Here is a 20,802-nt window from a genome sequence, read left to right on the forward strand (position 1 = left end):
AAGCCGCCGCGCGATGACGAATCGCGCGGCGGCTGCTTTTATGTCGGCTATGTTGGCTTAGTATGTTCGCTTCGGCTGAAGCGCGCGTGGTTCAGCCGCCCATCCGCTCGATCTCTTGCGACGCGCGCAAGCCGAGCTTGCCGTTGGTGAAATCGAACAGCACGTCGATGCTCTGCAGCGACATCAGCCCGATCACGATGCGGTTGGCGCCCGGCGCGGCTTTCACGATGGCCGTTTGTGCATCGTTGAAGCGATGCGCCCAGTCGCCGACACCGAGCACCACGTCGTAGTTGCCTTGCGCAATCACCTTGTGCTCGTCGGTATCGCCGGCCCAGTCGGGGGCCTTGTCGGTCTCGACGCGGATCATGTCCGTGCCGCCCGTCGAAAAGACGACAGGCGCGCAAAAACGCATCTTGCTAGCCACTTGCACGCAGCCCGTCGGCCATTGCGTCGAGCCGTCCTTCGCGACCGTGAACGGCACGAGCGTGAAGCCCTTGGTCAGCGCGTTCGATGGACTCAGTACGAGAAACGGCCGATTGAGGTTCGAGCGCACCAGATAGCGTTGACCGATGTTAGCGGGCAGCACGCGCAGCGGCTGCGTGCAGCAGGCGTCGCGCGGCTCGTCGGCGCCGATGCCCAGGATGCCCGAGAATGCCCAGCCGAATTCGCCCGTGTAGCCGTCCTGCGCGACGCAGTGCTTATTGGTCTTCAGACAGCTGACTTCGTCGACGGCTTGCGCGGCGACATCGACGGGCTTCGTGCCCGCGATGCTGAGCGGCACGTTGACGACGGCGCCGGAGACCTGCGCGTCCGTCGCGAATGCGAGCGAGGTCCGCGCGCCCGCTGCCGGGTAGTTCGAACGCGGCAGGACGGACGACAGCACACGCACGCCGCGCGTGCCCGTATCGAGCATCAGATAGACGGCCTTGCCGTCCATCTGCACGGGCAGGCCGATCGACGTACGGCCGTGCGTGTCGCTGCGTTCGGCGTTCAGTGGCACGAGCAAACCGTCGCGTCCTTCGTTGATGAGGCTCGCTTTCGTCTGGGGCGGAACGGGCGTCGAGATCGGCGTAGAGCAGGCCGCGAGCGCGAGCACGGTCAGCGCGCCAGCAAGGCGGGCCTTGCGCCGGAGGACGTGAACAAACATCGGGACAAACAACGGGACAAACATCGGGACAAACATCGGGACAAACAACGGGACAAACATCGGGACAAACAACGGGACAGGCATCGCACACACCTTGCAGAAAATGCGTGGTCCCGGCGACAGCCACGCTCCGCAGGGCAGGCGTGGCGCTTCAGGTTTCGGCGAGCGCGGACGGCTCTCGTTCGCGACGCGCAGTTGGCCTGGCGCGAGGGCACGCGAGATGACAGGACCGCCGACTCTACGCGCGCGGTCTGAACCACCTGCAAAAAAGTGTGTACGTGGCGCGAGGTTGCGCCTGTTCGCTGCGCCCGGTCAGTGGCGTCGTGCAATCGGACGCGTGACGCAGACGGCATGCACACGGCCGATGGTGGCGCGGCGCAGCGCGCCAGCGAGTGTGCCGACCACGTCGCCGATGCTGCGCGCCATCACATCGACGCGAAAGGTGATGCACGTGTTGCGTTTGTCGAAGTCGATCACGAAGAGACGCGAGCCTTCGCCGAGCGCTTTCTGCAATGCGCGGCGGCCCGATGCCGGCGAGGTGCCGGGCACGGTCACGTCGATCGTCACGAGGGACAACGCCGGTTGCTGCGCGAGGTTGGTGGCCGGCGTGCAGCGGGCAGCGGCGCGCGATGAAGCGGGGATGGGTTGCGATTGCATTGTCGATGTGCCGCTGCGGGATTGGCGGCGCGGCTGTTGAGACGCGTCCACTGTAGCGGGCGGCATCTCAAGCTCGTGAAAAAAGGAACCGCGCGCGCCGTCAATTTTCCGTAAAGACGGCGTGCCGGCGTGAGGCGTCAGCTTTTTTGCGCGGGGGTGGCGAGCGCCTCGCGGACCGTCTGTTCGACGCGCTCGACGAACGGCAGGTCGACGCTGGACAACGCTTCGCGCTCGGTGTCGCCTGTCTGGACCATCAGCCGATGCGTGACGTCCTGCGTGCGCCACGTGAGCCAGCCGACCACGATGAGCATCACGCCGCACACGATGCCGGCCGGCGACGCATAGATGCCGCCGACAACCGCGCCCGCTGCGCCGATCAGCGAAATCGCGTACGGCAGCACCTTGTTCTTGTGCACGGTGACGACGCGCACGCCCCGGATGTCGCGCAACGGAAAGACCTGGCCGGCCGCCGACAAGGCATTGCGCGTGACCGAGACGCCGCGTTCGTTGAATGGAATTTCCATCTTCACAGATTCAGGCTGAGTGAAAGGGCGCAGCGTAACAGATCGCGCGGAGGGCCGGTGGATGCGCCGCGTCCGGGAACAGGCATTGCGGCGTTGGGTCGCGGCCGCTTCGATGACGCACTCGACGCACGGCGGCGTGCCGCTTGCGAATGCGTTCGTGTACGCATCGCGGCAGGATTTCCCGCATCCCCATAAAATCATCACGTGCCGGCGTAAAGGCTGGCGCAGTGCTTTTGAACGTAGCTGGCGCGGCGTGCGGTGTTTCCATATGGCCGCGCCTGAAGGATGTATCCGGGATGGAAGAGGTTTTCGTATCGAGATCGAGCGCGGTCGCACGCATTCTGACCGCGCGGCAGGCGCTGCTGAGGGATGACGCCCATGAGTTGACCGCGGGCGAAAAGGCGGCGCAGGTCGAACGGCTCGACCGGCTGCTCTTCGACGTGCGCGCGGGCCGCACGTGCGACTTCATCATGCCGACGTCGAACGGCGAGATACGGATATTCGTGACGCCGGATTAGCGCCGCGTCATAAAGGGCAGCAGGGTCAGCGGCGCATCAGAAAAAGAAAACGCCCCGCGAGCGGAGCGTTCTCCATCCAGTCCATCTGCGCGGAAGCGAAGTGCCCGGCGGCGCTTCGCTTCGCGGCACAGCTTAGAACTTGTGGCGCATGCCGACGCGGAACGCCAGCTGGTTCTGCGAACCCGAACCCGACGTGTTGAAGTACGACGTCGACGAACCGATCTGAGCCTGGATCGGCGTGTTGCCCGTCTTGCCCGATGCGTCCTGATAGATCGCGAGCGCGTAGACATCGGTGCGCTTCGACAGTGCGTAGTCGACGCTTGCGTCCACCTGGTTGAAGTGGCCGTGCGTCGCGCCCGTCAGTTGCGAGTACGTGTAGCCGAGGCCGCCTGCCAGCGCCGGCGTGAACGCGTACTTGACGCCGCCTTCATAGTTGTTGAACGTCGTCGATGCGCCCGTGATCGGCTCGAAGTGCGTGTTCGTCCAGAGCGCGTAGAGCGTCGCCGGTCCGATGATGTAGCGGCCGCCGAGGCCGAACGTGCGCAGGTCGCGCACGGTGCCCGTGCCGACGTTTGCGATCGACGTCGAGAAGGCCGGCGTTGCCTGGCTCGGGAAGCGGATGTCCGTGTACGCTGCGCCGAGGCCGATCGGGCCGTTCGCGTAGTTCAGGCCGAAGCTGTATGCACGCGACGAGCCTGCGACGGGATTAGCCGCCGTGCCCGTTGCCGGTGCGCCGGCGAACGCCGTCGAGTTCGAGAAGCCGTACATAGCGCCGAACGTGAGGCCCGAGAAGTTCGCGCTGCTGAACTTGACTGCGTTGTTGATGCGGCTCGACGTCAGCTGGTCGACGTCGTTGATGTGGTAAGCGTAGTTACCGGCAACCGTCAGGCCGCCCGTCGAATAGTTGCCGCCCAGGTAGTCGGTCGAGAACGAGTATTGACGACCGAACGTCAGCGAGCCGATGCCGTCCTTCGACACACCGACGTACGCCTGGCGGCCGAACAGCGCGCCGCCTTGACCCAGCGTGCCGTTGCCGCTGTTGAAGCCGCTTTCCAGCACGAACAGTGCCTTCAGGCCACCGCCCAGGTCTTCCGAGCCGCGCAGGCCCCAACGGCTGCCTTGCGCGACGCCGTCGTCATACTTGAACAGCTTTTCCGAGCCGCCTGATGCCGTCTTCGAGTGATTCGCGTAGCTGATACCAGCGTCGATCAGGCCATACAGCGTGACGCTGCTTTGTGCGTGTGCGGAGCCTGCAAAAGCCGAGGCGAGTAGAGCGGTGGTAAGTACTTTTTTGTTCAAAGCTTTCTCCGGATTTGAAAAGTTGCGATCGCGAGCCTGGCTCTCCGGCGGGTCGCGCGACGGGCGCAAATTTATCGGGAGGAAGAGAAAGCAATATGACAGCAAATATTTCTAATGAATTTGTCGTACAAATGCGACAGATGATCATTCGCGTATGAAAGACTTGTACGCGAACCTGTGCATATGCGCTGAGCTGCGCCGCGCCGTCGACAGGCGTAAAAGCGCTTCGGGCGCTGCAAACAGAATCGCCCGCGCAAGGCGGGCGATTCATTGCGAAGCGAAGCGGCGCTCGCCGCAGGCATCGTTATGCCGACAGCAATTGCCCCGTGCGATATGCCTTCGCGCCCGCGATGCGCGCGATTTCCATCCCGGCCTGGGCAAAGCGCGACAGATGGCGCGCGTACATCACGCCTGCCACGTTCGTCTTGAGCGTGACGACGCGGTTCGTCAGCGGATCGACGATATCGGCGACGGGCTCGCCCGCGTCGACCCACTTGCCCACTTCCTGGCGATACACGACGACGCCGCTTGCGGGCGTCACGATCGGCTCGGTGCCCGCGAGCGGCGTCGCGGCGAACTCGAGCGGCGGCATCGGCGCGGCTTCGCCCGCGATCACGCCGCGATGCGTCAGGTATTCGATGATGCCTTGCGCGTCGTGCTCGGCGAACTCGTACGACACGTCGCGCTGGCTGCGCAGTTCAACCGTCACCGAGATCGAGCCGTTCGGAATCGGGAACCGCTCGCCGACGCGCGTGCGCAGTTCGGACCAGCAGAAGCTGTGAATTTCATCGAACGGATTGCCGACGGAATCGACTGCGAGCAGCGACGCCTTCGAATTCAGATAGCGTGCGAGCGGCTCGACGTCGGGCCACAGGTCCGGATTCGTGTACAGATGCAGTGCCGCTTCCCAGTCGCAATGCAGGTCGAGCACGATGTCCGCGTCATACGACAGCTGTTGCAGCGCGAGGCGCTGCGATTCGATTTCGGTGCGGGGCTTTTGCGCGTCGAGCGCTTCGCGCATTGCCTGACGGACGATCGTGCGGTTCTGGTCCGCGTCGCCCGTCAGACGCTCTTCGATCACGGGCTCGATCAGGTCGAACAGGTTGTAGAAGTTGCGGTTGAAGTTCTGCGCGGTGTTCGTTTCGAAGCGGCCCGCGAGCAGGCCGAGCACGTGCTGGTTCAGCCCGATCGGATTCGCGACGGGCACGACGACGACTTCGCCGCGCAGCTTGCCCGCGGCTTCGAGCGCTTCGAGCTTGCGGCGCAGCGCCCACGACACCAGCATGCCGGGCAGTTCGTCCGCGTGCAGCGACGACTGGATGTAGACCTTCTGGCCGCCACTCGGACCGTAGTGGAAGCTCGTCAGGCTGCGAGCGGTGCCGAGGGTCGGGGAAATCAGCGGATGATTGTGGGTTTGCATGATCGATGGTGGCGCTGCGGACGACACGGAACGCGCGCTGTAGTTGCAAAGGAATGAGGCTGAAAACGGTGGCGCGCACAACGACTCAACGAATCGCGCCGATGAACCGTTCGATCTTAGCCCATTTGGGCGGCGCGGGCGAACGCCCGCTTTCGGCCGGACGGGCCGGGGCCCTGCTTGAGCCTTGTCTGGGCCTTGTCTGGGCCAAAAACGAAACGGGCTCCGAAGGGAGCCCGTCTGCGTAGCGTCGCGAGGCGCGGCGTCGCGTGCCTCGCGCGATGCGGCGACGATCAGCCGCCGTACACGTCGAAGTCGAAGTACTTCTTCTCGATCTTCTTGTACGTGCCGTCCTTGATGATGTCGGCGATTGCCTTGTCGACCTTCGCCTTCAGGTCGGTGTCTTCCTTGCGCATGCCGATGCCGGCGCCTTCGCCGAGAATCTTCTTGTCTTCGAGATCCTTGCCGACGAACTGGAAGCCCGCGCCGCGCGGCGTCTTCAGGAAGCCGATCTCAGCCTGCGCGGCGTCTTGCAGCGCAGCGTCCAGACGGCCCGAGATCAGGTCGGCGTAGACCTGGTCCTGGTTCTGGTACGGCACGACTTTCGCGCCCTTCGGCTCCCAGTAGGTCTTTGCGTACGTTTCCTGGATCGTGCCCTGTTCGACGCCGACCGACTTGCCCGACAGCGATTCCGCCGTCGGCAGGATGTTCGAGCCCTTCTTGGCGACGAGGCGCGTCGGCGTGTTGAACAGCTTCGACGAGAAAGCGATCTGTTCGGCGCGTTGCGGCGTCATCGACATCGACGACAGCACGCCGTCGAACTTCTTCGCCTTCAGAGCCGGGATCATGCCGTCGAAGTCGTTTTCGACCCACACGCACTTCGCCTTCAGGCGCGTGCAGATTTCGTTGCCGAGATCGATGTCGAAGCCGACCAGCTTGCCGTCGGAGCCCTTCGATTCAAACGGCGGATAGCTGGCGTCGACGCCGAAACGGATGGTGGTCCAGTCTTTTGCGTGTGCGCCGATCGAAACGGTGGCGAGCAGGGCAACCGTCAAAGCCGCAAGCAGTTTTTTCACTGATGTACTCCCGGGAGTGGTTCGAAGTGTCCCGCATGCGGTTGTGCCGCTGCGCGACGATGCCCGGCCGTTGTGTCCGGGCTTGTCTAATGGCCGCTGGCCAGCCGCCAGCAGCGCGCGCCAAGCTTAACAAATCAAAATATTTGCGGTGCTAGTGAAACACCGGATGGCACAGGAGTATTGCCTCTAAAGGGCGGTTTTGTGATATGGGGCAAGAAGACGAGCCGAAAGCCAATCGACAGCCGCGGATGGGCGGGCGCAAGGCGGCGGCGCGCCTTTGACGGGAGCGTTTGCCGCTCATGCGGCAGTGCGGCAAACGCTTTTCGCTCCGTGCTTTCGCTCAGTGACCCGAACGGGCCGAACGGGCCGAATCGGGCCGGGTGGCCCGTGCAGAGGGCTTATCAAGCGGCGCGTATCAAACGATCCGCTCTCCCGCGCGGTACGTTGCGCGCGGCACGGGCAATGCATCGAGCATCGTCACACGGACGAAATCCGCGCGCAGCCCGGTTTCGATCGCGCCGCGGTCGTGCAGGCCGGCCGTGCGCGCCGGTTCCGCCGACACGGTCGCCATCGCCTGTGGCAGCGTCCAGTCCGCCTTGTCGACGAGCTCGAACGCGGCCGTCAACAGGCTCGACGGCACGTAATCGGAAGAGAGGATATCGAGCAGCCCCGCCTTCGCCAGCTCTAGCGCCGACACGTTGCCCGAGTGCGAGCCGCCGCGCACGATGTTCGGGGCGCCCATGATCGTCGCGATGCCGTGACGGTGCGCGGCTTCGGCGGCAACGCGTGTGGTCGGGAATTCGGCGAGCACGATGCCTTCGTCGGCGGCCTGCTGCACGTGCTCGACGAGCGTGTCGTCGTGGCTCGCGACGGGCACGCCCAGCGCCTTGCAGCGCTCGACGATCTCGTGGCGATGGCGGTCCGCGAAGCGCTGCTGCTCGTCTTCGAGGGCGACGAGCGTCGCGGCCACGTGTTCGTCCGTCATCTTGCCGTGGCGCTCCTGGAAGCGTCGCCATTGGTCGCGGTCGTGCCATTGGCGCTGGCCGGGCGTGTGATCCATCACGGACGCGAGACGCAGCAGCGGATGGTCCTTCAGCGTATCGAACACTTCGACGACATCGGGCGTCGCGATCTCGCAGCGCAAATGCAGGAAGTGCTCGGCGCGCAGCAGCTTGCGCTCCGAGAAGCGGTGCAGCGCCTGCGCGCAACGCGTCTGCGTGTCGCGGCCGCGCAAGCCGACGTTCGATCGCGAGCCGATCGCGAGCGCATCGAACACCGTCGTGATGCCGGCGGCCGCCACCTGCGCGTCGTGGATCACGAACGCGGCATCCGTATTCCATTCGACGCCAGGGCGCGGCACCAGATGCTTCTCGAGGTTGTCCGTATGCAGTTCGATGAGGCCCGGCAACAGGTAGTCGCCGTCCCAGTCCTGGGCGTCGGCGGCGGACGTGGTACCGCGCGCGACGTCGCGAATCACGCCGTCTTCCACCTGCACGATGCCGTTGAAAACTTCGTCCCGCGTTACGACGCGAGCGTTCTTGATCAACATCTGGATGCTCCGTATCCGGTCGATATCAGTGTAGTGCGGGTGCGTGACGCAGCGGTGGACGCAGTTCGAGCCGTTGCGTGGCGACTTTCGCGCGCGTGTCTTCGTCGTGGAAGATGCCGACGATGGCCGCGCCACGCTCGCGCGCTTCGACGATCAGGTCCGCGACGATGTCGCGGTTCTCCGCATCGAGCGAAGCCGTCGGTTCGTCGAGCAGCAGCACGGGATGTTCCGCGATCAGGCCGCGCGCGATATTCACGCGCTGCTGCTCGCCGCCCGAAAACGTCGCGGGCGCAAGCGGCCACAAACGCTCGGGCACATTGAGCCGCGCGAGCAATGCGGCGGCGCGTTGGTGCGCTTCGTTTTCATCGACGCCGCGCGAGACGAGCGGCTCGGCGACGAGATCGAGCGTGCTCACGCGCGGAATCACGCGCAGGAACTGGCTCACATAACCGACGACGCTGCGCCGCAAGTACAGCACGTCGCGCGGCTCGGCGCCCGTGATCTGCACGTGCTTCGCTTCGTGCGCTTCGTCGCGGATCGCGATCGTGCCCGCGCTCGCCAGATAGTTGCCATACAGGCAGCGCAGGAGCGTGCTCTTGCCCGCGCCCGACGGGCCGACCAGCACGACGCACTCGCCGCGCCCGACATCGAGCGACACGCCCGCGAGCGCTTCGATCTGCACGCCGCCCTGGCCGTGCAGCGTGAATGTCTTGCCGATGTTGAGGGCGCGCAGCATCAGCGCGTGGTTGTCGACGAACGATGTTTCGATTGACGTTGTCATCACGTAGACCTTGTTGTGAGCCTCATACGGGCAGAACGGAAGAAACGAGCGTCTGCGTGTACGGGTGCTGCGGATCGTCGAGTACTTGATCCGTGAGACCCGCTTCGACCACTTCGCCGCCTTGCATCACCATCAGCCGATGCGCGAGCAGGCGCGCGACGCCGATGTCATGCGTGACGATCAGCACGGACAGATGCAGCGTCGACGTCAGCGTGCGCAGCAAATCGAGCAGACGTGCCTGCACGGATACGTCGAGACCCGCCGTGGGCTCGTCCATGAACACGAGCCGCGGGCCCGTCACGAGATTGCGCGCGATTTGCAGACGCTGCTGCATGCCGCCCGAAAACGCCGACGGCAACTCGTCGACACGCGATGCGTCGAGCTCGACGCGCGACATCCATTGCGTCGCCGTATCGCGGATCTGGCCGTAATGACGCGCGCCGACGGCCATCAACGGCTCGCCGATATTCGCGCCCGCCGACACGCCGTTGCGCAAACCGTCGCGCGGATTCTGCTGCACGAAGCCCCATTCGGTGCGCATCAGCAGGCGCTTGCGCGGTTCCGACAATTCGAGCAGATCAAGCGTCTCGCCGTGCGCGCTCGCATAGTGCAGCGTGCCCGCATCGGCGGACGTGCGCAGCGCGAGCGTGTTGAGCAGTGTCGATTTGCCCGAGCCCGATTCGCCGACGATGCACAGCACTTCGCCCGGATACAGATCGAAGCTGACGTTGCGGCAACCGTTGCGGCCGCCATATTGTTTGGTGAGCGCGCGTGCGCTCAGAAGCGGCGTCATGCGCTTTCTCCTTCGTTGTGTTCCCCGCCTTGTTCGGTCTCTTGCTGTTCGCGGCGCTCGTGGCAGTAGTCGCTGTCCGAGCAGACGAACATGCGCTTGCCCGCATCGTCGACGATCATTTCATCGAGGAAGCTCTCCGTCGATCCGCACAGCGCGCACGCATGCTCCCAACGCTGCACCTCGAACGGGTGATCGTCGAAATCGAGGCTTTTTACCGGCGTGTACGGCGGAATCGCGTGGATGCGCCGCTCGCGTCCCGCGCCGAACAGTTGCAGCGCGGGGTTCATGTGCATCTTCGGGTTGTCGTACTTCGGAATCGGCGACGGCGACGCGAGATAGCGTCCGTTGACGATCACCGGGTAGTCATACGTCGTCGCGATGCTGCCGTGATGCACGATGTCCTCATACAGCTTCACGCTGATGAGCCCGTAGTCGGCGAGCGCGTGCAGCTTCTTGCACTCGGCCACGCGCGGCTCGAGCCGGAAGAGCGGCTCGGGCATCGGCACCTGATAGACGAGAATCTGCTTGTCGGTGAGCGGCGTTTCGGGAATGCGGTGACGCGTCTGCACGATGGTCGCCTCGCTCGTCTTGCGGGTGGTGCTGACGCCCGTCGTGCGCGCGAAGAAGCGGCGAATGTTGACGGCATTCGTCGTTTCGTCGGAGCCCTGGTCGATCACTTTCAGCGTGTCGTCGCGCCCGATGATCGATGCCGTCACCTGAATGCCACCCGTGCCCCAGCCGAACGGCAGCGGCATTTCGCGCGACGCGAACGGCACCTGATAGCCCGGCACGGCCACCGCCTTCAACAGCGCGCGGCGGATCATGCGCTTGGTCTGTTCGTCGAGATACGCGAAGTTGTAGCCCTCGGCGGCGCTATCGTGCGCCGAGGTTTGCATCGTCGTGTCGGGCGCATTCATGCCGCTTGCTCCTCTTTGTCGTTCTGGTCGCTGTCGTCGCGCTGATCGCGTGCCGCGTGTTTCGCGCGCAGACGGCGCACGAGTTCGAGTTCAGCCTGGAAGTCGACGTAATGCGGCAGCTTCAGATGCTGCACGAAGCCCGATGCCTCGACGTTATCGCTGTGCGACAGCATGAATTCGACGTCCTGCGTCGGCGAGCCGAGCGTTTCGCCGAGCTCTTCGGCGCGCAGCGCGCGATCGACCAACGCCATCGCCATCGCCTTGCGCTCCGAATGGCCGAACGCGAGACCATAACCCTGCGTGAAGGTGGGCGGCACTTCGCTGCTGCCCGCGAACTGGTTGATCATCTGGCATTCCGTCACGTCGATTTCGCCGATCTCGACGGCCTCGCCGAGTTCATCTAGCTCCATCTCGACGGCCACCGTGCCGAAGCGGATCTCGCCCGCGAACGGATGCGAGTGCGCGTAGCCTCGCTGGGTCGCGTAGCCCATCGCGAGCAGAAAGCCTTCGTCGCCGCGCGCGAGGTTTTGCAGGCGCGTCGCGCGGCTCGCGGGAAACGACAGCGGCTCGCGCGACAGATCGCCGGGTTCGGGCGCGTCTTCGGACATGCGTTCCTGTTCGATCAGGCCTTCCTTGTCGAGCAGCGAGACGACGCGCGGCATCGCTTCCTCGCTTGCGCTTTCGCTGCGCTTCACGGATGCAGCGCCATCGTCATTGCCTTCAGCGAGCAAAGTGAAATCGAGCAGACGCTGCGTGTAGTCATACGTCGCGCCGAGCATCTGGCCGCCGGGCACGTCCTTGAACGTCGCTGAGATGCGCCGCTCTATGTGCATGTCTTCCGTATCGACCGGCTGCGTGTAGCCGAAGCGCGGCAGCGTCGTGCGATAGGCGCGCAACAGGAAGATCGCTTCGACGAGATCGCCGGCTGCCTGCTTGATCGCGAGCGCGGCGAGCTCTTCGTCGTAGACCGAGCCTTCCGTCATCACGCGCGCGACCGCGAGGCGCAACTGCGTGCGGATCTGCGCGACGCCCAGTTCTGCGAACTGCGTATCGCCGCGGCGCGCCTTGTCGAGCAGACGCCACGATGCTTCGATCGCGCGTTCTCCACCTTTGACGGCAACGTACATTAGTTCAGCTCCACTCGGGTTGTGCGGGGCAGGCCGATCAGCGTGTCGCCGCAGACGAGATAACAGTCGATGCCGCACGGAAAGAGCGGCGCGAGTTCGGTGCGCTCGCGCCAGAAACGCGCGGGCAGGCCGGAAGGCGCGATCGTGTGCGTGTCTTCGATGCCGGGGCCGCGCAACGTGACGGGCGTGCCTCCCATCGACGAATTCAGCGAATCGACGCGCACGAGCAGCGTCACCGACTGCTCAGGCGTTTCGGGCGCGCCGAGCGCGAAGCTCGTGAGCGGTGGCAGCGTGCTCGCGTCGTGCACGTAGGCGAACGCGGCGTCGTGCGGCTCGTCGACGAGCGGCGCGCCCGTATGAAAGCGCAACGCCGAACCGAGCACGGCATCGGCCTGCGAGAGCCATACGGGCGTCGAGTAGTCGCACAGCGCGAGCAGCGCGGCGAATGCAGCGAGATCGGCGCGCGCATGCGGCAGGTTGTTGCGCGCGTCGCTGCGCGAAGCGGGCAGCACGTTGTCGATCGTGCCGATCTTGCCCGGACGCGACAGCGCATCGAGCAGCGTGCGGAACACCGTCTGCGTATCGTGGACGGGATCGGCGAAGCCCGGTGTCAGCATGGAGAGCGCGATCTGCGCGGATTGAGGGGAAGGGTTCATCAGTCGCCTCGGACCATCGTGAAGAATTCGACGCGCGTCGATGCTGCGTCCTGTTGACGTTGCACGCGTTTCGCCGCGAGTTGCGTAGCGAGCGGCGCGATCAGCTGCTGTTGCAGACGTTCGTGATGCTGCGGCGTTTGCAGCAATGCGTCTGCGATAGCAGCGAGTTCGGCGCGGCGGCGATCGCGTCCCAGATGACACGCGACGCCGACCGTTGCGCCTTCATCCATATCGTCATTGATCGCGCGCAGACGCAGCGTGGCGCGCGTGACGGTCGCTTCTCCGAGATTGAACGCATCGCCCGTGCCGCCGATGCGCCCGCGCACCATCGCAAGCCCGATCTCGGGCGGACGCAGCCAGTCGAAAGCGGGTAACGGCGTGCCTTCCATCGCGCGGGTCAGCGCGGCTTCGAGATCGGCGCGCGGCGCGCGGGCGAGGACGGCCATCCATACGCGGCGCGCGGCGTTGTGGGAGGCAGGGGAGGCGGTGGAAGGAGGGGAAGCGGGGGCGCTCATCGGCATTTCCTGGAAGTGGACGATCAGTGGCGAGTGCAGACATTTGAGCATCTATTCGTCTAAACGTCTAGACGTTTATAGCTAAACTATCGCGGTCCCGTAACAGAAGGCGCATTTCATATTTCCGCCACGGCTTGCGGACTACAATGCACCGAACGCTTATTTGAACCGAAGGGAATGACAGCACCATGACATCGAACGACGACGCGGCGCCGGGCACGATGCTCGAACGGGGAGCGGGCGTTGCCGTGTGGCGGCAGATCGAGCAGATCCTCGCGAAGGAGATCGCGGCAAGCGGCTTCGGCGAGGACGGACGTCTGCCGAGCGAAGGCGAGCTTGCGCGGCGCTTCGACGTGAACCGCCATACGATCCGCCGCGCGATGCTGGGTCTCGCCGCGCAAGGACTCGTCAGCGTCGAGCAGGGACGCGGCACGTTCGTGCAGCCGGGCGCCATCGACTATACGATCGGCCGCCGCACGCGCTTTACCGAGAACCTGCGGCAGCAGCATCATTCGGCGGCGGGCACGATGCTGTCGGCGGCGCGCGTGAAGGCCGATCCCACTGTCGCTAAAGCGCTGGGCCTGCGCGCGGGCGCGTTCGTGTATCGCATTGAGTCGCTGCATGAAGCGGACGGCGTGCCGCTGACATTCGCGCGCAACTTCTATCCGGCCGCGCGTTTCGCGGATCTGCCCGACGTGCTCGAACGCGTGGGCGGCATCACGAAGGCGATGGCCGAATACGGCGTGAACGATTATCTGCGCAAATGGAGCCGTATCGGCAGCGTGCTGCCCGAGCCGGAAGTCGCGCGGCGTCTCGGCATCAACCGGCAGCAACCGGTGCTGTGGGTCGAAAACGTCGACGTCGATACGGAAGGCACGCCGATCAAATACGGTTTCACGCACTTCGCCGCCGACCGCGTGCAACTGATGGTCGAGCACGACGTATGAGCGCGGCCACGACGAACGCCTGGTCCGCGCGGGCGCGCTTCGCGATCTATTGCGCGCCGGCGCGCGCGTCGCGCTGGTGGGATGCGGGCTCCGCGTGGCTCGGCCGCGATGCCGAGAGCGGTGCTTCGATCGAGCCGCGACAAGCGCCCGTGCTGTCCGAACCGCTTGCGCAATTGACGGCATCGCCGCGCCGTTACGGTTGGCACGGCACGCTCGTCGCGCCGTTTCGTCTTGCCGATGGCGCGACCGTCGCCGATCTGCTCGAAGCCGCGGAGAACTGGGTGCATACGCAGAGGCCGTTCGCATTGCACGTCGAAGCGGCGACGTTGGGCGACTTCGTGGCGATGCGTCCCGCGACGCCATCGGGCGACGAACAGATGCGCGCGCTCGCCGCCGATGCGCTGCGCGCGTTCGCGCCGCTGCGCGAGAAGCCGTCTGCCGTTAACACCGCGAAGCGCATGCAGGCGCCGCTGACGGAACGCCAGCGCGAACTGCTCGTCGAATGGGGATATCCATATGTGCTCGACGAGTTTCGTTTCCACATGACGCTGTCCAATTCGCTCGACAATGCCGCCGACCGCGCCGCGATCGTCGCATGGTGGCATCGCGAGGCGCAGCGTCTTGGGCCGTTGTCGATCGACGGCGCAGCGATCTTCGTCGAGCCTGCGCCGGGCGAGCCGTTCATGCTGTGGCAGCGGCTCGCATTTACGGCAGAACAAGAGGAGTGAATGAACGCATGAAGGGCCGTTTGATCTATGTGATCGGACCATCGGGCGCGGGCAAGGATTCGTTGCTGCACTTCGCGCGCGATCACGTCGCGGGCACGCCCGTCGTGTTTGCGCATCGCTACATCACGCGCGACACGGGGCACAACGAGAATCACATCGCGTTGACGCACGAAGAATTCGCCGCGCGTTCGGCGCAAGGTCTCTTCGCGCTCGAATGGTCGAGTCACGAGTTGCACTACGGCATCGGCATCGAGATCGACGCGTGGCTCGCGCGCGGCTGCACGGTCGTCGTCAATGGATCGCGTGCGTATCTGTCGCGTGCGCTGAAGCGCTATCCGCATCTCGAAGTCGTGCATATCCATGCCGCGTCGCATATTCTCGCGCAGCGTCTCGCAGCTCGCGGACGCGAGACGCAAGAGCAGGTCGAAGCCCGCCTCGCGCGCCAGGCGCCGTTCGCGCTGCCCGACGGCGCGCAACTCACGCATATCGACAATTCCGGCACGCTCGAAGCAGCGGGCCAGGCGTTCGTCGACGTGCTGAAGAACGAAGCGTCGGCGCCGCCGTCGCGTGGGCCCCGGACCGATGCGCCCGTTCCCGATGAAAGCGTTAAGTAAGTCAAAGGCACGACCGTCTTACGGGAAAGACCTCGCGTTGCTATAGTCTGCGGATTGACGCTGCGCACGAGACGCGGCGAAGAGACCAGAACAAACCCGCGGAGCACCCCTGATGACCGACGCCAACCCCCTGACCGAAATCGCCGACCTCGAACCTGCCGCCGCTTCACTGCGCGACATCCGCCACCACATTCACCACCATCCGGAACTCGCGTACGAGGAAGTCGCGACGGCGGCGCTCGTCGCCGAAAAGCTGGAGGCGTGGGGCTGGAAGGTGACGCGCGGGGTCGGCAAGACGGGCGTGGTCGGTACGTTGAAGGTCGGCGCCGGCACGCGCAGCATCGGGCTGCGTGCGGACATGGATGCACTGCCCATCTTCGAGCAGACGGGGCTGCCGTATGCGAGCGGCACGCACGGCAAGATGCACGCATGCGGACACGACGGCCACACGACGATGCTGCTCGGCGCCGCCGAGCATCTGGCGAAAACGCGCCGCTTCTCGGGCACGGTGCATCTGTACTTTCAGCCGGCCGAGGAAAGCGGGATCGACAGCGGCGCGAAGAAAATGATCGAAGACGGCCTGTTCGAGCGCTTTCCGTGCGACGCCGTGTTCGGCGTGCACAACCATCCGGGCGCGGAGCCCGGCAAGTTCCTGTTCCGCAAGGGCGCGTTCATGGCGGCGGGCGACAAGGCGACGATCACGATCGAAGGCGTCGGCGGCCACGCGGCGCGCCCGCATCTCACCGTCGATCCCATCGTGATCGCGTCGAGCATCGTGATGGCGCTGCAAACCATCGTCGCGCGCAATGTGAACCCGGCGCAGCCCGCTGTCGTGACGGTCGGCACGATGCACTCGGGCGTCGCGAACAACGTGATTCCGTCGAGCGCGAAGCTCGAACTGAGCGTGCGCTCGTTCAGCCCGGAAGTGCGGGCGCTTCTGAAGCAACGCATCATTGAACTCGCCGAAGCGCAGGCCGCGAGCTATGGCGGCAAGGCGCACGTCGACTACATCGAAGGCTATCCCGTCGTCGTCAACACGGATGCTGAAACGGAGTTTGCGATTCAGGTCGCGCGCGAACTGGTGGGCGCCGAAAACGTCGAGCCGAACGCCGACATCCTGATGGGCAGCGAAGACTTCGCGTTCATGCTCGAACAGCGGCCGGGGTCGTTCCTGCGCCTGGGCAACGGCGTCGGCGAGGACGGCTGCATGGTGCACAACCCGCACTACGATTTCAACGACCGCAATCTGCCTATCGGCGCCGCTTACTGGGCGCGTCTCGTGGAGCGCTATCTGGGCCGTTGATGGGCCGCTGATGGGCCGCCGCGTTTGAACCGGCACGTTTGAACCGGCACGTTTGAACCGGCGCGTTTGAACCGACGCGATGTGCGCGGGTTTGCTTTCGCGATTCGCCGAGGCGAAGAAGCCGCCGACGCGCGTCGCTCGCGCTCTTCACGCTGCGCAAGTCGCGCGCAATCGCGATCAGCCGCGCAGCGCGACCATATCCGACACCGATTGCGCCGCTTTTTGCAGCGGTTCGAGAAACGCCTTCACCATCTGCTTCGCGGAATTGCGCTGCGCGTTGCCGCTGATGTTCATCGCCGCGATGATCTGCCCGCGCCGGTTGCGGATCGGCGCGGAAAGGGAAATCAGCCCGCCTTCCAGCTCCTGATCGACGACGGCCCAGCCCTGGCTGCGCACCTGCGCGATCGCCTTCTTCAGCTCGTTCCTGTCGGTGATGGTGCGCGGCGTGTGCGCGACGATGGCCGACGCGTCGAGCGTCGCGTCGAGTGTCGCTTCGTCGAGCGCCGACAGCAGCACGCGTCCCATCGACGTGCAATACGCGGGCAAACGGCTGCCGATCGACAGATTGATCGTCATGATCTTGTGCGTCGGCACGCGCAGCACGTAGACGATTTCCGTGCGGTCGAGCACGGCCGCCGAACAGCTTTCGTGAACCTGCGCCGACAGTTCTTCCATGAAGGGCTCGGCGAGATTCCAGAACGGCATCGACGTCAGATACGCGAAACCGAGATCGAGAATTTTCGGCGTCAGCCGAAAGAGACGCCCTTCGGCCTCGACGTAGCCGAGCGTTTGCAGCGTCAGCAGAATGCGGCGCGCGCCCGCGCGCGTGAGGCCCGTCGCGGATGCGACGTCGGTGAGCGTCTGCTCGGGCCGCTCCGCGTTGAACGCGCGGATCACCGCGAGGCCGCGCGCGAACGACTGCACGTACGAATCGCCCGGTTTGTCGGGCGCGTCCCCATCGTTGACGGAAACGGCTTGTGACGCTGGTGGGACTTTGCTCATGGGCCTATGCACGATACGTTCAAACGTTGGAACAGCCTTCGTTAGCCTGCGGAAAGCCGTGACGATAGCGCAAGCGCCTGGATTCGCCAACTTCGCCGCGGCTTTCCGTGCGCCGCCCGTTCCTGCCGGATTCTGCCGTTTTCCGCGACACGTCATTGCGGATTCCGACGCGCACTCGCGCGCCGCCGAGCTTGACAGTCTTTCCGCCACCCGCCTATTATCAAACCTGAATTGTTCGATATATGATCGTTTGTTCGAGTATAGAACAAATATCGGTTCATCGGCACGTTTTTCCGGCGCTCCCCGTGCGCCGACGCTGGCGCCTTCCACGATACGCCAGCCTGCCATTACTGGAGACATCTCATGACGGAAGCTTTCCTGTGCGACGCGATTCGCACGCCGATTGGCCGCTATGCGGGTTCGCTGTCGTCGGTGCGCGCCGACGATCTGGGCGCCGTGCCGCTCAAGGCGCTGATGGAGCGCAACAAGGAAGTCGACTGGAGCGCGATCGACGACGTGATCTATGGCTGCGCGAATCAGGCGGGCGAGGACAACCGCAACGTCGCGCGCATGTCGCTGCTGCTGGCCGGCCTGCCGAAGGATGTGCCGGGTTCGACCGTCAACCGTCTGTGCGGCTCGGGCATGGATGCCGTCGGCATCGCGGCGCGCGCGATCAAGTCGGGTGAGGCGGGGCTGATGGTCGCGGGCGGCGTCGAGAGCATGAGCCGCGCGCCGTTCGTGATGGGCAAGGCGACGAGCGCGTTCTCGCGCCAGGCCGACATCCATGACACGACGATCGGCTGGCGTTTCGTCAACCCGCTGATGAAGCAGCTCTATGGCGTCGACTCGATGCCGGAGACGGGCGAGAACGTCGCGACCGACTACAACGTCAGCCGCGCCGATCAGGATGCGTTCGCGCTGCGCAGCCAGCAGAAGGCGGCGCGCGCGCAGCAGGACGGCACGCTCGCGCAGGAAATTGTCTCCGTGACGATTCCGCAGAAGAAGGGCGACGCGATCGTCGTATCGAAGGACGAGCATCCGCGCGAGACGAGCCTCGAAGCGCTCGCGAAGCTGAAGGGCGTCGTGCGCCCGGACGGCACGGTGACGGCGGGCAACGCGTCGGGCGTCAATGACGGCGCGGCCGCGCTGCTGCTCGCGAACGCAGAGACCGCGAAGCGTTATGGCCTGACGCCGCGCGCACGCGTGCTCGGCATCGCGACGGCAGGCGTCGATCCGCGCGTGATGGGCATCGGCCCCGCGCCCGCGACGCAAAAGCTGCTTGCGCGCCTGAACATGAACATCAACCAGTTCGACGTGATCGAGCTGAACGAAGCGTTCGCATCGCAAGGCCTTGCCGTGCTGCGCGCGCTGGGCGTCGCCGATGACGACGCGCGCGTGAATCCGAACGGCGGCGCGATCGCATTGGGCCATCCACTCGGCATGAGCGGCGCGCGGCTCGTGACGACCGCGATGTATCAGCTGCAACGCACGCAAGGACGCTTCGCGCTGTGCACGATGTGCATCGGCGTCGGGCAGGGTATCGCGATTGCGATCGAACGCGTTTGATCGCTTGGTCGTGTTTGATCGGCTGACGGGTGCATCGCGTGGCGAGAGCGCCATGCGATGCGCTGCGCGCCATTCAGTTCAGAACGTCAGATCGTGCAGCTTGCGCATTCCTTCGACCAGCCATTGAAAGATCGACTGCTCCGACTGCATGACGGGTGTCGGCGCGCCGAGCTTGCCTAGCGTATCCTGGCGGCGCGACAGCAGCCGGCACATCAGCTTTGCGACGTCGGGATTGTCCTTGAGCAGCGGCGTCACGTCGTCTTTCTTCAACTGATAGACGACGGCTTGCGTCAGCGCCGAAATTTTCACGCGCGCGGGCATGCCCGCGAGCAGCCCCGCTTCGCCCATTGCATCGCCGGGACCAAGGCGGTTCACTTCGACGGGACCGGACGCGCTTTCCGCGACGACCGACAGCACGCCCGAATCGACGACGCTCAGATTGTCGGGCACGGTTTCGGGCGTGAGCACGATGTCGCCGCGATCGTATTCGTGACGCAAAAGCAGTGGCGCGAGCCGCGCCAGCTCTTCGGGCGTCAATGCGGCGAACAGTTCGACGCGCCTGAGCAGGCTGATCCTGCGATCGACCTGCGCCGCGGGCGCTGACGGCCCGTATGGGACACCCAGCGGTCGCAGCTCGACGCCCGCTGCCGCGAGATGCCGGTAGCACAGGTCGTAAAGCTCGTTCGTGACAGCGAGCTTCTTGCCCATGTCGTCGACGTAGGCCGTCGCTTCGTACTGGATCGACGTGACGGTGGTCCTCTTCACGAGCGCATACGGCGCGGGGTCCGCGATCACGGCGCGCACGCCCGCCAGCGCGCGTTCGAGCGCGGCCAGCACGACGCTCGGGCGCGCTTCGGGCGTGATTTCGAGTGTGACGGTCACGCCGTGCAGCGTCGGCGGGCGGCTGCTGTTCGTGATCTTCGCCTTGGCCGCGACGGCGTTCGGCACGATCACGATGTTGCCTTGCGAAGTGAGCAGATGCGTCGCGCGCCAGTTCATCTCCAGCACCTTGCCCTCGACGCCGTCGATGGAAACCCAGTTGCCGATGTGATACGGCTCGGTCGTGTTGATGACGATGCCCGCGAATACATCGCTGAGCGTGCTTTGAATCGCGAGGCCCAGCACGATCGCGAGCGCGCCCGATGTCGCGACGAGTCCGCGCACTGGCAGCTCGAGCACGAAGCCGAGCGCGGCGACGACGGCGGCCAGAAACACGAGCGCGCCGAACACATCCTGAAAGAGCCGCTGACGGCGCCATGTCCTGGGCAGGAGCAGCGTATCGAGCGCCATGCCGAGCAGGCGCGCGCCCATCAGCCACCAGATGATTTCGAGCACCTGGCCGATCATGTGCAGCGGCCGCGAATTCAGATAGGGCGCCTGCGAGAACGGACTCAGGTTCGAGCTGAACAGCAGCGCGCTAAAGGCAGCATAGATGCAGAGCCGCACCAGCAGCCGCGCGACTTCGTTTCTGGGTATGGCGCAACGCCATACCATCACATCGAGCGCGACGAGCGCAAAGCCGATAATCAGCGGATTGTTCACGCGCACTCCATGGCGGAATGGAACGATGAAGAAACGTGCGAGCCGGTTGCTGCGACAGTAGCACGGCCTCGTGCGACGCGGCGCGATGGCCGATGCGATGCCGCCACTACCGGTCGCTACAAGC

21 protein-coding genes are annotated in these 20,802 nt (G+C 65.0%); 6 read left to right on the forward strand and 15 right to left on the reverse strand.

Annotated elements, in window-relative coordinates; all coding sequences use genetic code 11:
- Positions 1–91: 91 nt before the first annotated feature.
- The 3 genes from GCT13_RS29685 to GCT13_RS29695 form a co-directional block, all read right to left on the reverse strand.
- Positions 92–1,147, reverse strand: a complete 1,056-nt coding sequence (locus GCT13_RS29685; protein WP_152764175.1) for a hypothetical protein — start codon at positions 1,145–1,147, stop codon at positions 92–94.
- 312 nt (positions 1,148–1,459) lie between these two features.
- The gene (locus tag GCT13_RS29690) at positions 1,460–1,804 is read right to left on the reverse strand and encodes a hypothetical protein (protein WP_152764177.1); all 345 of its coding nucleotides are present in this window, start codon (positions 1,802–1,804) and stop codon (positions 1,460–1,462) included.
- A 137-nt stretch (positions 1,805–1,941) separates the two neighbouring features.
- Positions 1,942–2,328: a DUF6232 family protein gene (locus GCT13_RS29695; RefSeq protein ID WP_152764179.1), complete on the reverse strand. Its 387-nt coding sequence runs from the start codon at positions 2,326–2,328 to the stop codon at positions 1,942–1,944.
- A 296-nt stretch (positions 2,329–2,624) separates the two neighbouring features.
- Here GCT13_RS29695 and GCT13_RS29700 point away from each other — a divergent pair, with 296 nt between their 5' ends.
- The gene (locus GCT13_RS29700; RefSeq protein ID WP_152764181.1) at positions 2,625–2,846 is read left to right on the forward strand and encodes a hypothetical protein; all 222 of its coding nucleotides are present in this window, start codon (positions 2,625–2,627) and stop codon (positions 2,844–2,846) included.
- Positions 2,847–2,978: 132 nt separating this feature from the next.
- On the opposite strand, the gene GCT13_RS29705 is transcribed toward GCT13_RS29700, so the two are convergent.
- The 10 genes from GCT13_RS29705 to phnG all read right to left on the reverse strand — a co-directional run bounded on the left by GCT13_RS29705 (position 2,979) and on the right by phnG (position 12,976).
- Positions 2,979–4,145, reverse strand: a complete 1,167-nt coding sequence (locus GCT13_RS29705; protein WP_152764183.1) for a porin — start codon at positions 4,143–4,145, stop codon at positions 2,979–2,981.
- A 304-nt stretch (positions 4,146–4,449) separates the two neighbouring features.
- Positions 4,450–5,565 (reverse strand): succinylglutamate desuccinylase/aspartoacylase family protein, encoded by a 1,116-nt coding sequence (locus GCT13_RS29710; RefSeq protein ID WP_152764185.1) that lies wholly within the window; start codon positions 5,563–5,565, stop codon positions 4,450–4,452.
- Between the two features lie 290 nt (positions 5,566–5,855).
- Positions 5,856–6,638 (reverse strand): ABC transporter substrate-binding protein, encoded by a 783-nt coding sequence (locus tag GCT13_RS29715; RefSeq protein ID WP_321574705.1) that lies wholly within the window; start codon positions 6,636–6,638, stop codon positions 5,856–5,858.
- Between the two features lie 415 nt (positions 6,639–7,053).
- A complete protein-coding gene (locus GCT13_RS29720; protein WP_152764187.1) occupies positions 7,054–8,187 on the reverse strand; it encodes an alpha-D-ribose 1-methylphosphonate 5-triphosphate diphosphatase in 1,134 nt (377 codons plus the stop codon).
- A 25-nt stretch (positions 8,188–8,212) separates the two neighbouring features.
- A complete protein-coding gene (gene phnL, locus GCT13_RS29725; RefSeq protein WP_152764189.1) occupies positions 8,213–8,968 on the reverse strand; it encodes a phosphonate C-P lyase system protein PhnL in 756 nt (251 codons plus the stop codon).
- A 22-nt stretch (positions 8,969–8,990) separates the two neighbouring features.
- Complete coding sequence (phnK, locus tag GCT13_RS29730; RefSeq protein ID WP_152764191.1) at positions 8,991–9,761, reverse strand: phosphonate C-P lyase system protein PhnK; 771 nt, start codon at positions 9,759–9,761, stop codon at positions 8,991–8,993.
- Positions 9,758–10,678, reverse strand: a complete 921-nt coding sequence (locus tag GCT13_RS29735) for an alpha-D-ribose 1-methylphosphonate 5-phosphate C-P-lyase PhnJ (RefSeq protein WP_152764193.1) — start codon at positions 10,676–10,678, stop codon at positions 9,758–9,760. Before GCT13_RS29735 ends, phnK begins: the two co-directional genes overlap by 4 nt.
- Positions 10,675–11,805: a carbon-phosphorus lyase complex subunit PhnI gene (locus GCT13_RS29740; RefSeq protein ID WP_152764195.1), complete on the reverse strand. Its 1,131-nt coding sequence runs from the start codon at positions 11,803–11,805 to the stop codon at positions 10,675–10,677. The genes GCT13_RS29735 and GCT13_RS29740 overlap by 4 nt, the downstream gene beginning before the upstream one ends.
- Positions 11,805–12,461 (reverse strand): phosphonate C-P lyase system protein PhnH, encoded by a 657-nt coding sequence (phnH, locus tag GCT13_RS29745; RefSeq protein ID WP_152764197.1) that lies wholly within the window; start codon positions 12,459–12,461, stop codon positions 11,805–11,807. Before phnH ends, GCT13_RS29740 begins: the two co-directional genes overlap by 1 nt.
- Positions 12,461–12,976 carry a phosphonate C-P lyase system protein PhnG gene (gene phnG, locus GCT13_RS29750; protein WP_152764200.1) on the reverse strand — a complete coding sequence of 172 codons (516 nt, stop codon included), beginning with the start codon at positions 12,974–12,976 and terminating at the stop codon, positions 12,461–12,463. Before phnG ends, phnH begins: the two co-directional genes overlap by 1 nt.
- Before the next feature lie 188 nt (positions 12,977–13,164).
- Between phnG and phnF the strand changes: the two genes are divergently transcribed.
- The 4 genes from phnF (at position 13,165) to GCT13_RS29770 (ending at position 16,568) form a co-directional block, all read left to right on the forward strand.
- Entirely contained in the window at positions 13,165–13,923 is a 759-nt protein-coding gene (gene phnF / locus GCT13_RS29755; RefSeq protein WP_090868920.1) for a phosphonate metabolism transcriptional regulator PhnF, read from the forward strand.
- Positions 13,920–14,651 (forward strand): DUF1045 domain-containing protein, encoded by a 732-nt coding sequence (locus GCT13_RS29760; RefSeq protein ID WP_152764201.1) that lies wholly within the window; start codon positions 13,920–13,922, stop codon positions 14,649–14,651. The genes phnF and GCT13_RS29760 overlap by 4 nt, the downstream gene beginning before the upstream one ends.
- Positions 14,652–14,659: 8 nt before the next feature.
- On the forward strand, positions 14,660–15,265 hold the full coding sequence (gene phnN / locus GCT13_RS29765; RefSeq protein WP_152764203.1) for a phosphonate metabolism protein/1,5-bisphosphokinase (PRPP-forming) PhnN: 606 nt from the start codon (positions 14,660–14,662) through the stop codon (positions 15,263–15,265).
- A gap of 112 nt (positions 15,266–15,377) precedes the next feature.
- Positions 15,378–16,568, forward strand: coding sequence for a M20 aminoacylase family protein (locus GCT13_RS29770; RefSeq protein WP_152764205.1), 1,191 nt, complete (start codon positions 15,378–15,380; stop codon positions 16,566–16,568).
- Between the two features lie 177 nt (positions 16,569–16,745).
- Here GCT13_RS29770 and GCT13_RS29775 read toward each other — a convergent pair whose 3' ends face one another.
- A complete protein-coding gene (locus GCT13_RS29775) occupies positions 16,746–17,570 on the reverse strand; it encodes an IclR family transcriptional regulator (RefSeq protein ID WP_152764207.1) in 825 nt (274 codons plus the stop codon).
- A 363-nt stretch (positions 17,571–17,933) separates the two neighbouring features.
- Between GCT13_RS29775 and pcaF the strand changes: the two genes are divergently transcribed.
- Complete coding sequence (gene pcaF / locus GCT13_RS29780; protein ID WP_152764209.1) at positions 17,934–19,136, forward strand: 3-oxoadipyl-CoA thiolase; 1,203 nt, start codon at positions 17,934–17,936, stop codon at positions 19,134–19,136.
- 78 nt (positions 19,137–19,214) lie between these two features.
- Here the strand turns inward: pcaF and GCT13_RS29785 are convergent, their stop codons facing one another.
- Positions 19,215–20,678, reverse strand: a complete 1,464-nt coding sequence (locus GCT13_RS29785) for a mechanosensitive ion channel family protein (RefSeq protein ID WP_321574708.1) — start codon at positions 20,676–20,678, stop codon at positions 19,215–19,217.
- Positions 20,679–20,802 lie beyond the last annotated feature (124 nt).

This window comes from Paraburkholderia franconis, from assembly GCF_009362735.1.
GTDB lineage: Bacteria > Pseudomonadota > Gammaproteobacteria > Burkholderiales > Burkholderiaceae > Paraburkholderia > Paraburkholderia franconis.

Bases quoted from the DNA above. Each gene is read 5' to 3' on its own strand.
- GCT13_RS29685 (WP_152764175.1), bottom strand. From the start codon at position 1,147: ATGTTTGTTCACGTCCTCCGGCGCAAGGCCCGCCTTGCTGGCGCGCTG.
- GCT13_RS29690 (WP_152764177.1), bottom strand. From the start codon at position 1,804: ATGCAATCGCAACCCATCCCCGCTTCATCGCGCGCCGCTGCCCGCTGC.
- GCT13_RS29695 (WP_152764179.1), bottom strand. From the start codon at position 2,328: ATGGAAATTCCATTCAACGAACGCGGCGTCTCGGTCACGCGCAATGCC.
- GCT13_RS29700 (WP_152764181.1), top strand. From the start codon at position 2,625: ATGGAAGAGGTTTTCGTATCGAGATCGAGCGCGGTCGCACGCATTCTG.
- GCT13_RS29710 (WP_152764185.1), bottom strand. From the start codon at position 5,565: ATGCAAACCCACAATCATCCGCTGATTTCCCCGACCCTCGGCACCGCT.
- GCT13_RS29720 (WP_152764187.1), bottom strand. From the start codon at position 8,187: ATGTTGATCAAGAACGCTCGCGTCGTAACGCGGGACGAAGTTTTCAAC.
- phnL (WP_152764189.1), bottom strand. From the start codon at position 8,968: ATGACAACGTCAATCGAAACATCGTTCGTCGACAACCACGCGCTGATG.
- phnK (WP_152764191.1), bottom strand. From the start codon at position 9,761: ATGACGCCGCTTCTGAGCGCACGCGCGCTCACCAAACAATATGGCGGC.
- GCT13_RS29735 (WP_152764193.1), bottom strand. From the start codon at position 10,678: ATGAATGCGCCCGACACGACGATGCAAACCTCGGCGCACGATAGCGCC.
- GCT13_RS29740 (WP_152764195.1), bottom strand. From the start codon at position 11,805: ATGTACGTTGCCGTCAAAGGTGGAGAACGCGCGATCGAAGCATCGTGG.
- phnH (WP_152764197.1), bottom strand. From the start codon at position 12,461: ATGAACCCTTCCCCTCAATCCGCGCAGATCGCGCTCTCCATGCTGACA.
- phnG (WP_152764200.1), bottom strand. From the start codon at position 12,976: ATGAGCGCCCCCGCTTCCCCTCCTTCCACCGCCTCCCCTGCCTCCCAC.
- phnF (WP_090868920.1), top strand. From the start codon at position 13,165: ATGACATCGAACGACGACGCGGCGCCGGGCACGATGCTCGAACGGGGA.
- GCT13_RS29760 (WP_152764201.1), top strand. From the start codon at position 13,920: ATGAGCGCGGCCACGACGAACGCCTGGTCCGCGCGGGCGCGCTTCGCG.
- phnN (WP_152764203.1), top strand. From the start codon at position 14,660: ATGAAGGGCCGTTTGATCTATGTGATCGGACCATCGGGCGCGGGCAAG.
- GCT13_RS29770 (WP_152764205.1), top strand. From the start codon at position 15,378: ATGACCGACGCCAACCCCCTGACCGAAATCGCCGACCTCGAACCTGCC.
- GCT13_RS29775 (WP_152764207.1), bottom strand. From the start codon at position 17,570: ATGAGCAAAGTCCCACCAGCGTCACAAGCCGTTTCCGTCAACGATGGG.
- pcaF (WP_152764209.1), top strand. From the start codon at position 17,934: ATGACGGAAGCTTTCCTGTGCGACGCGATTCGCACGCCGATTGGCCGC.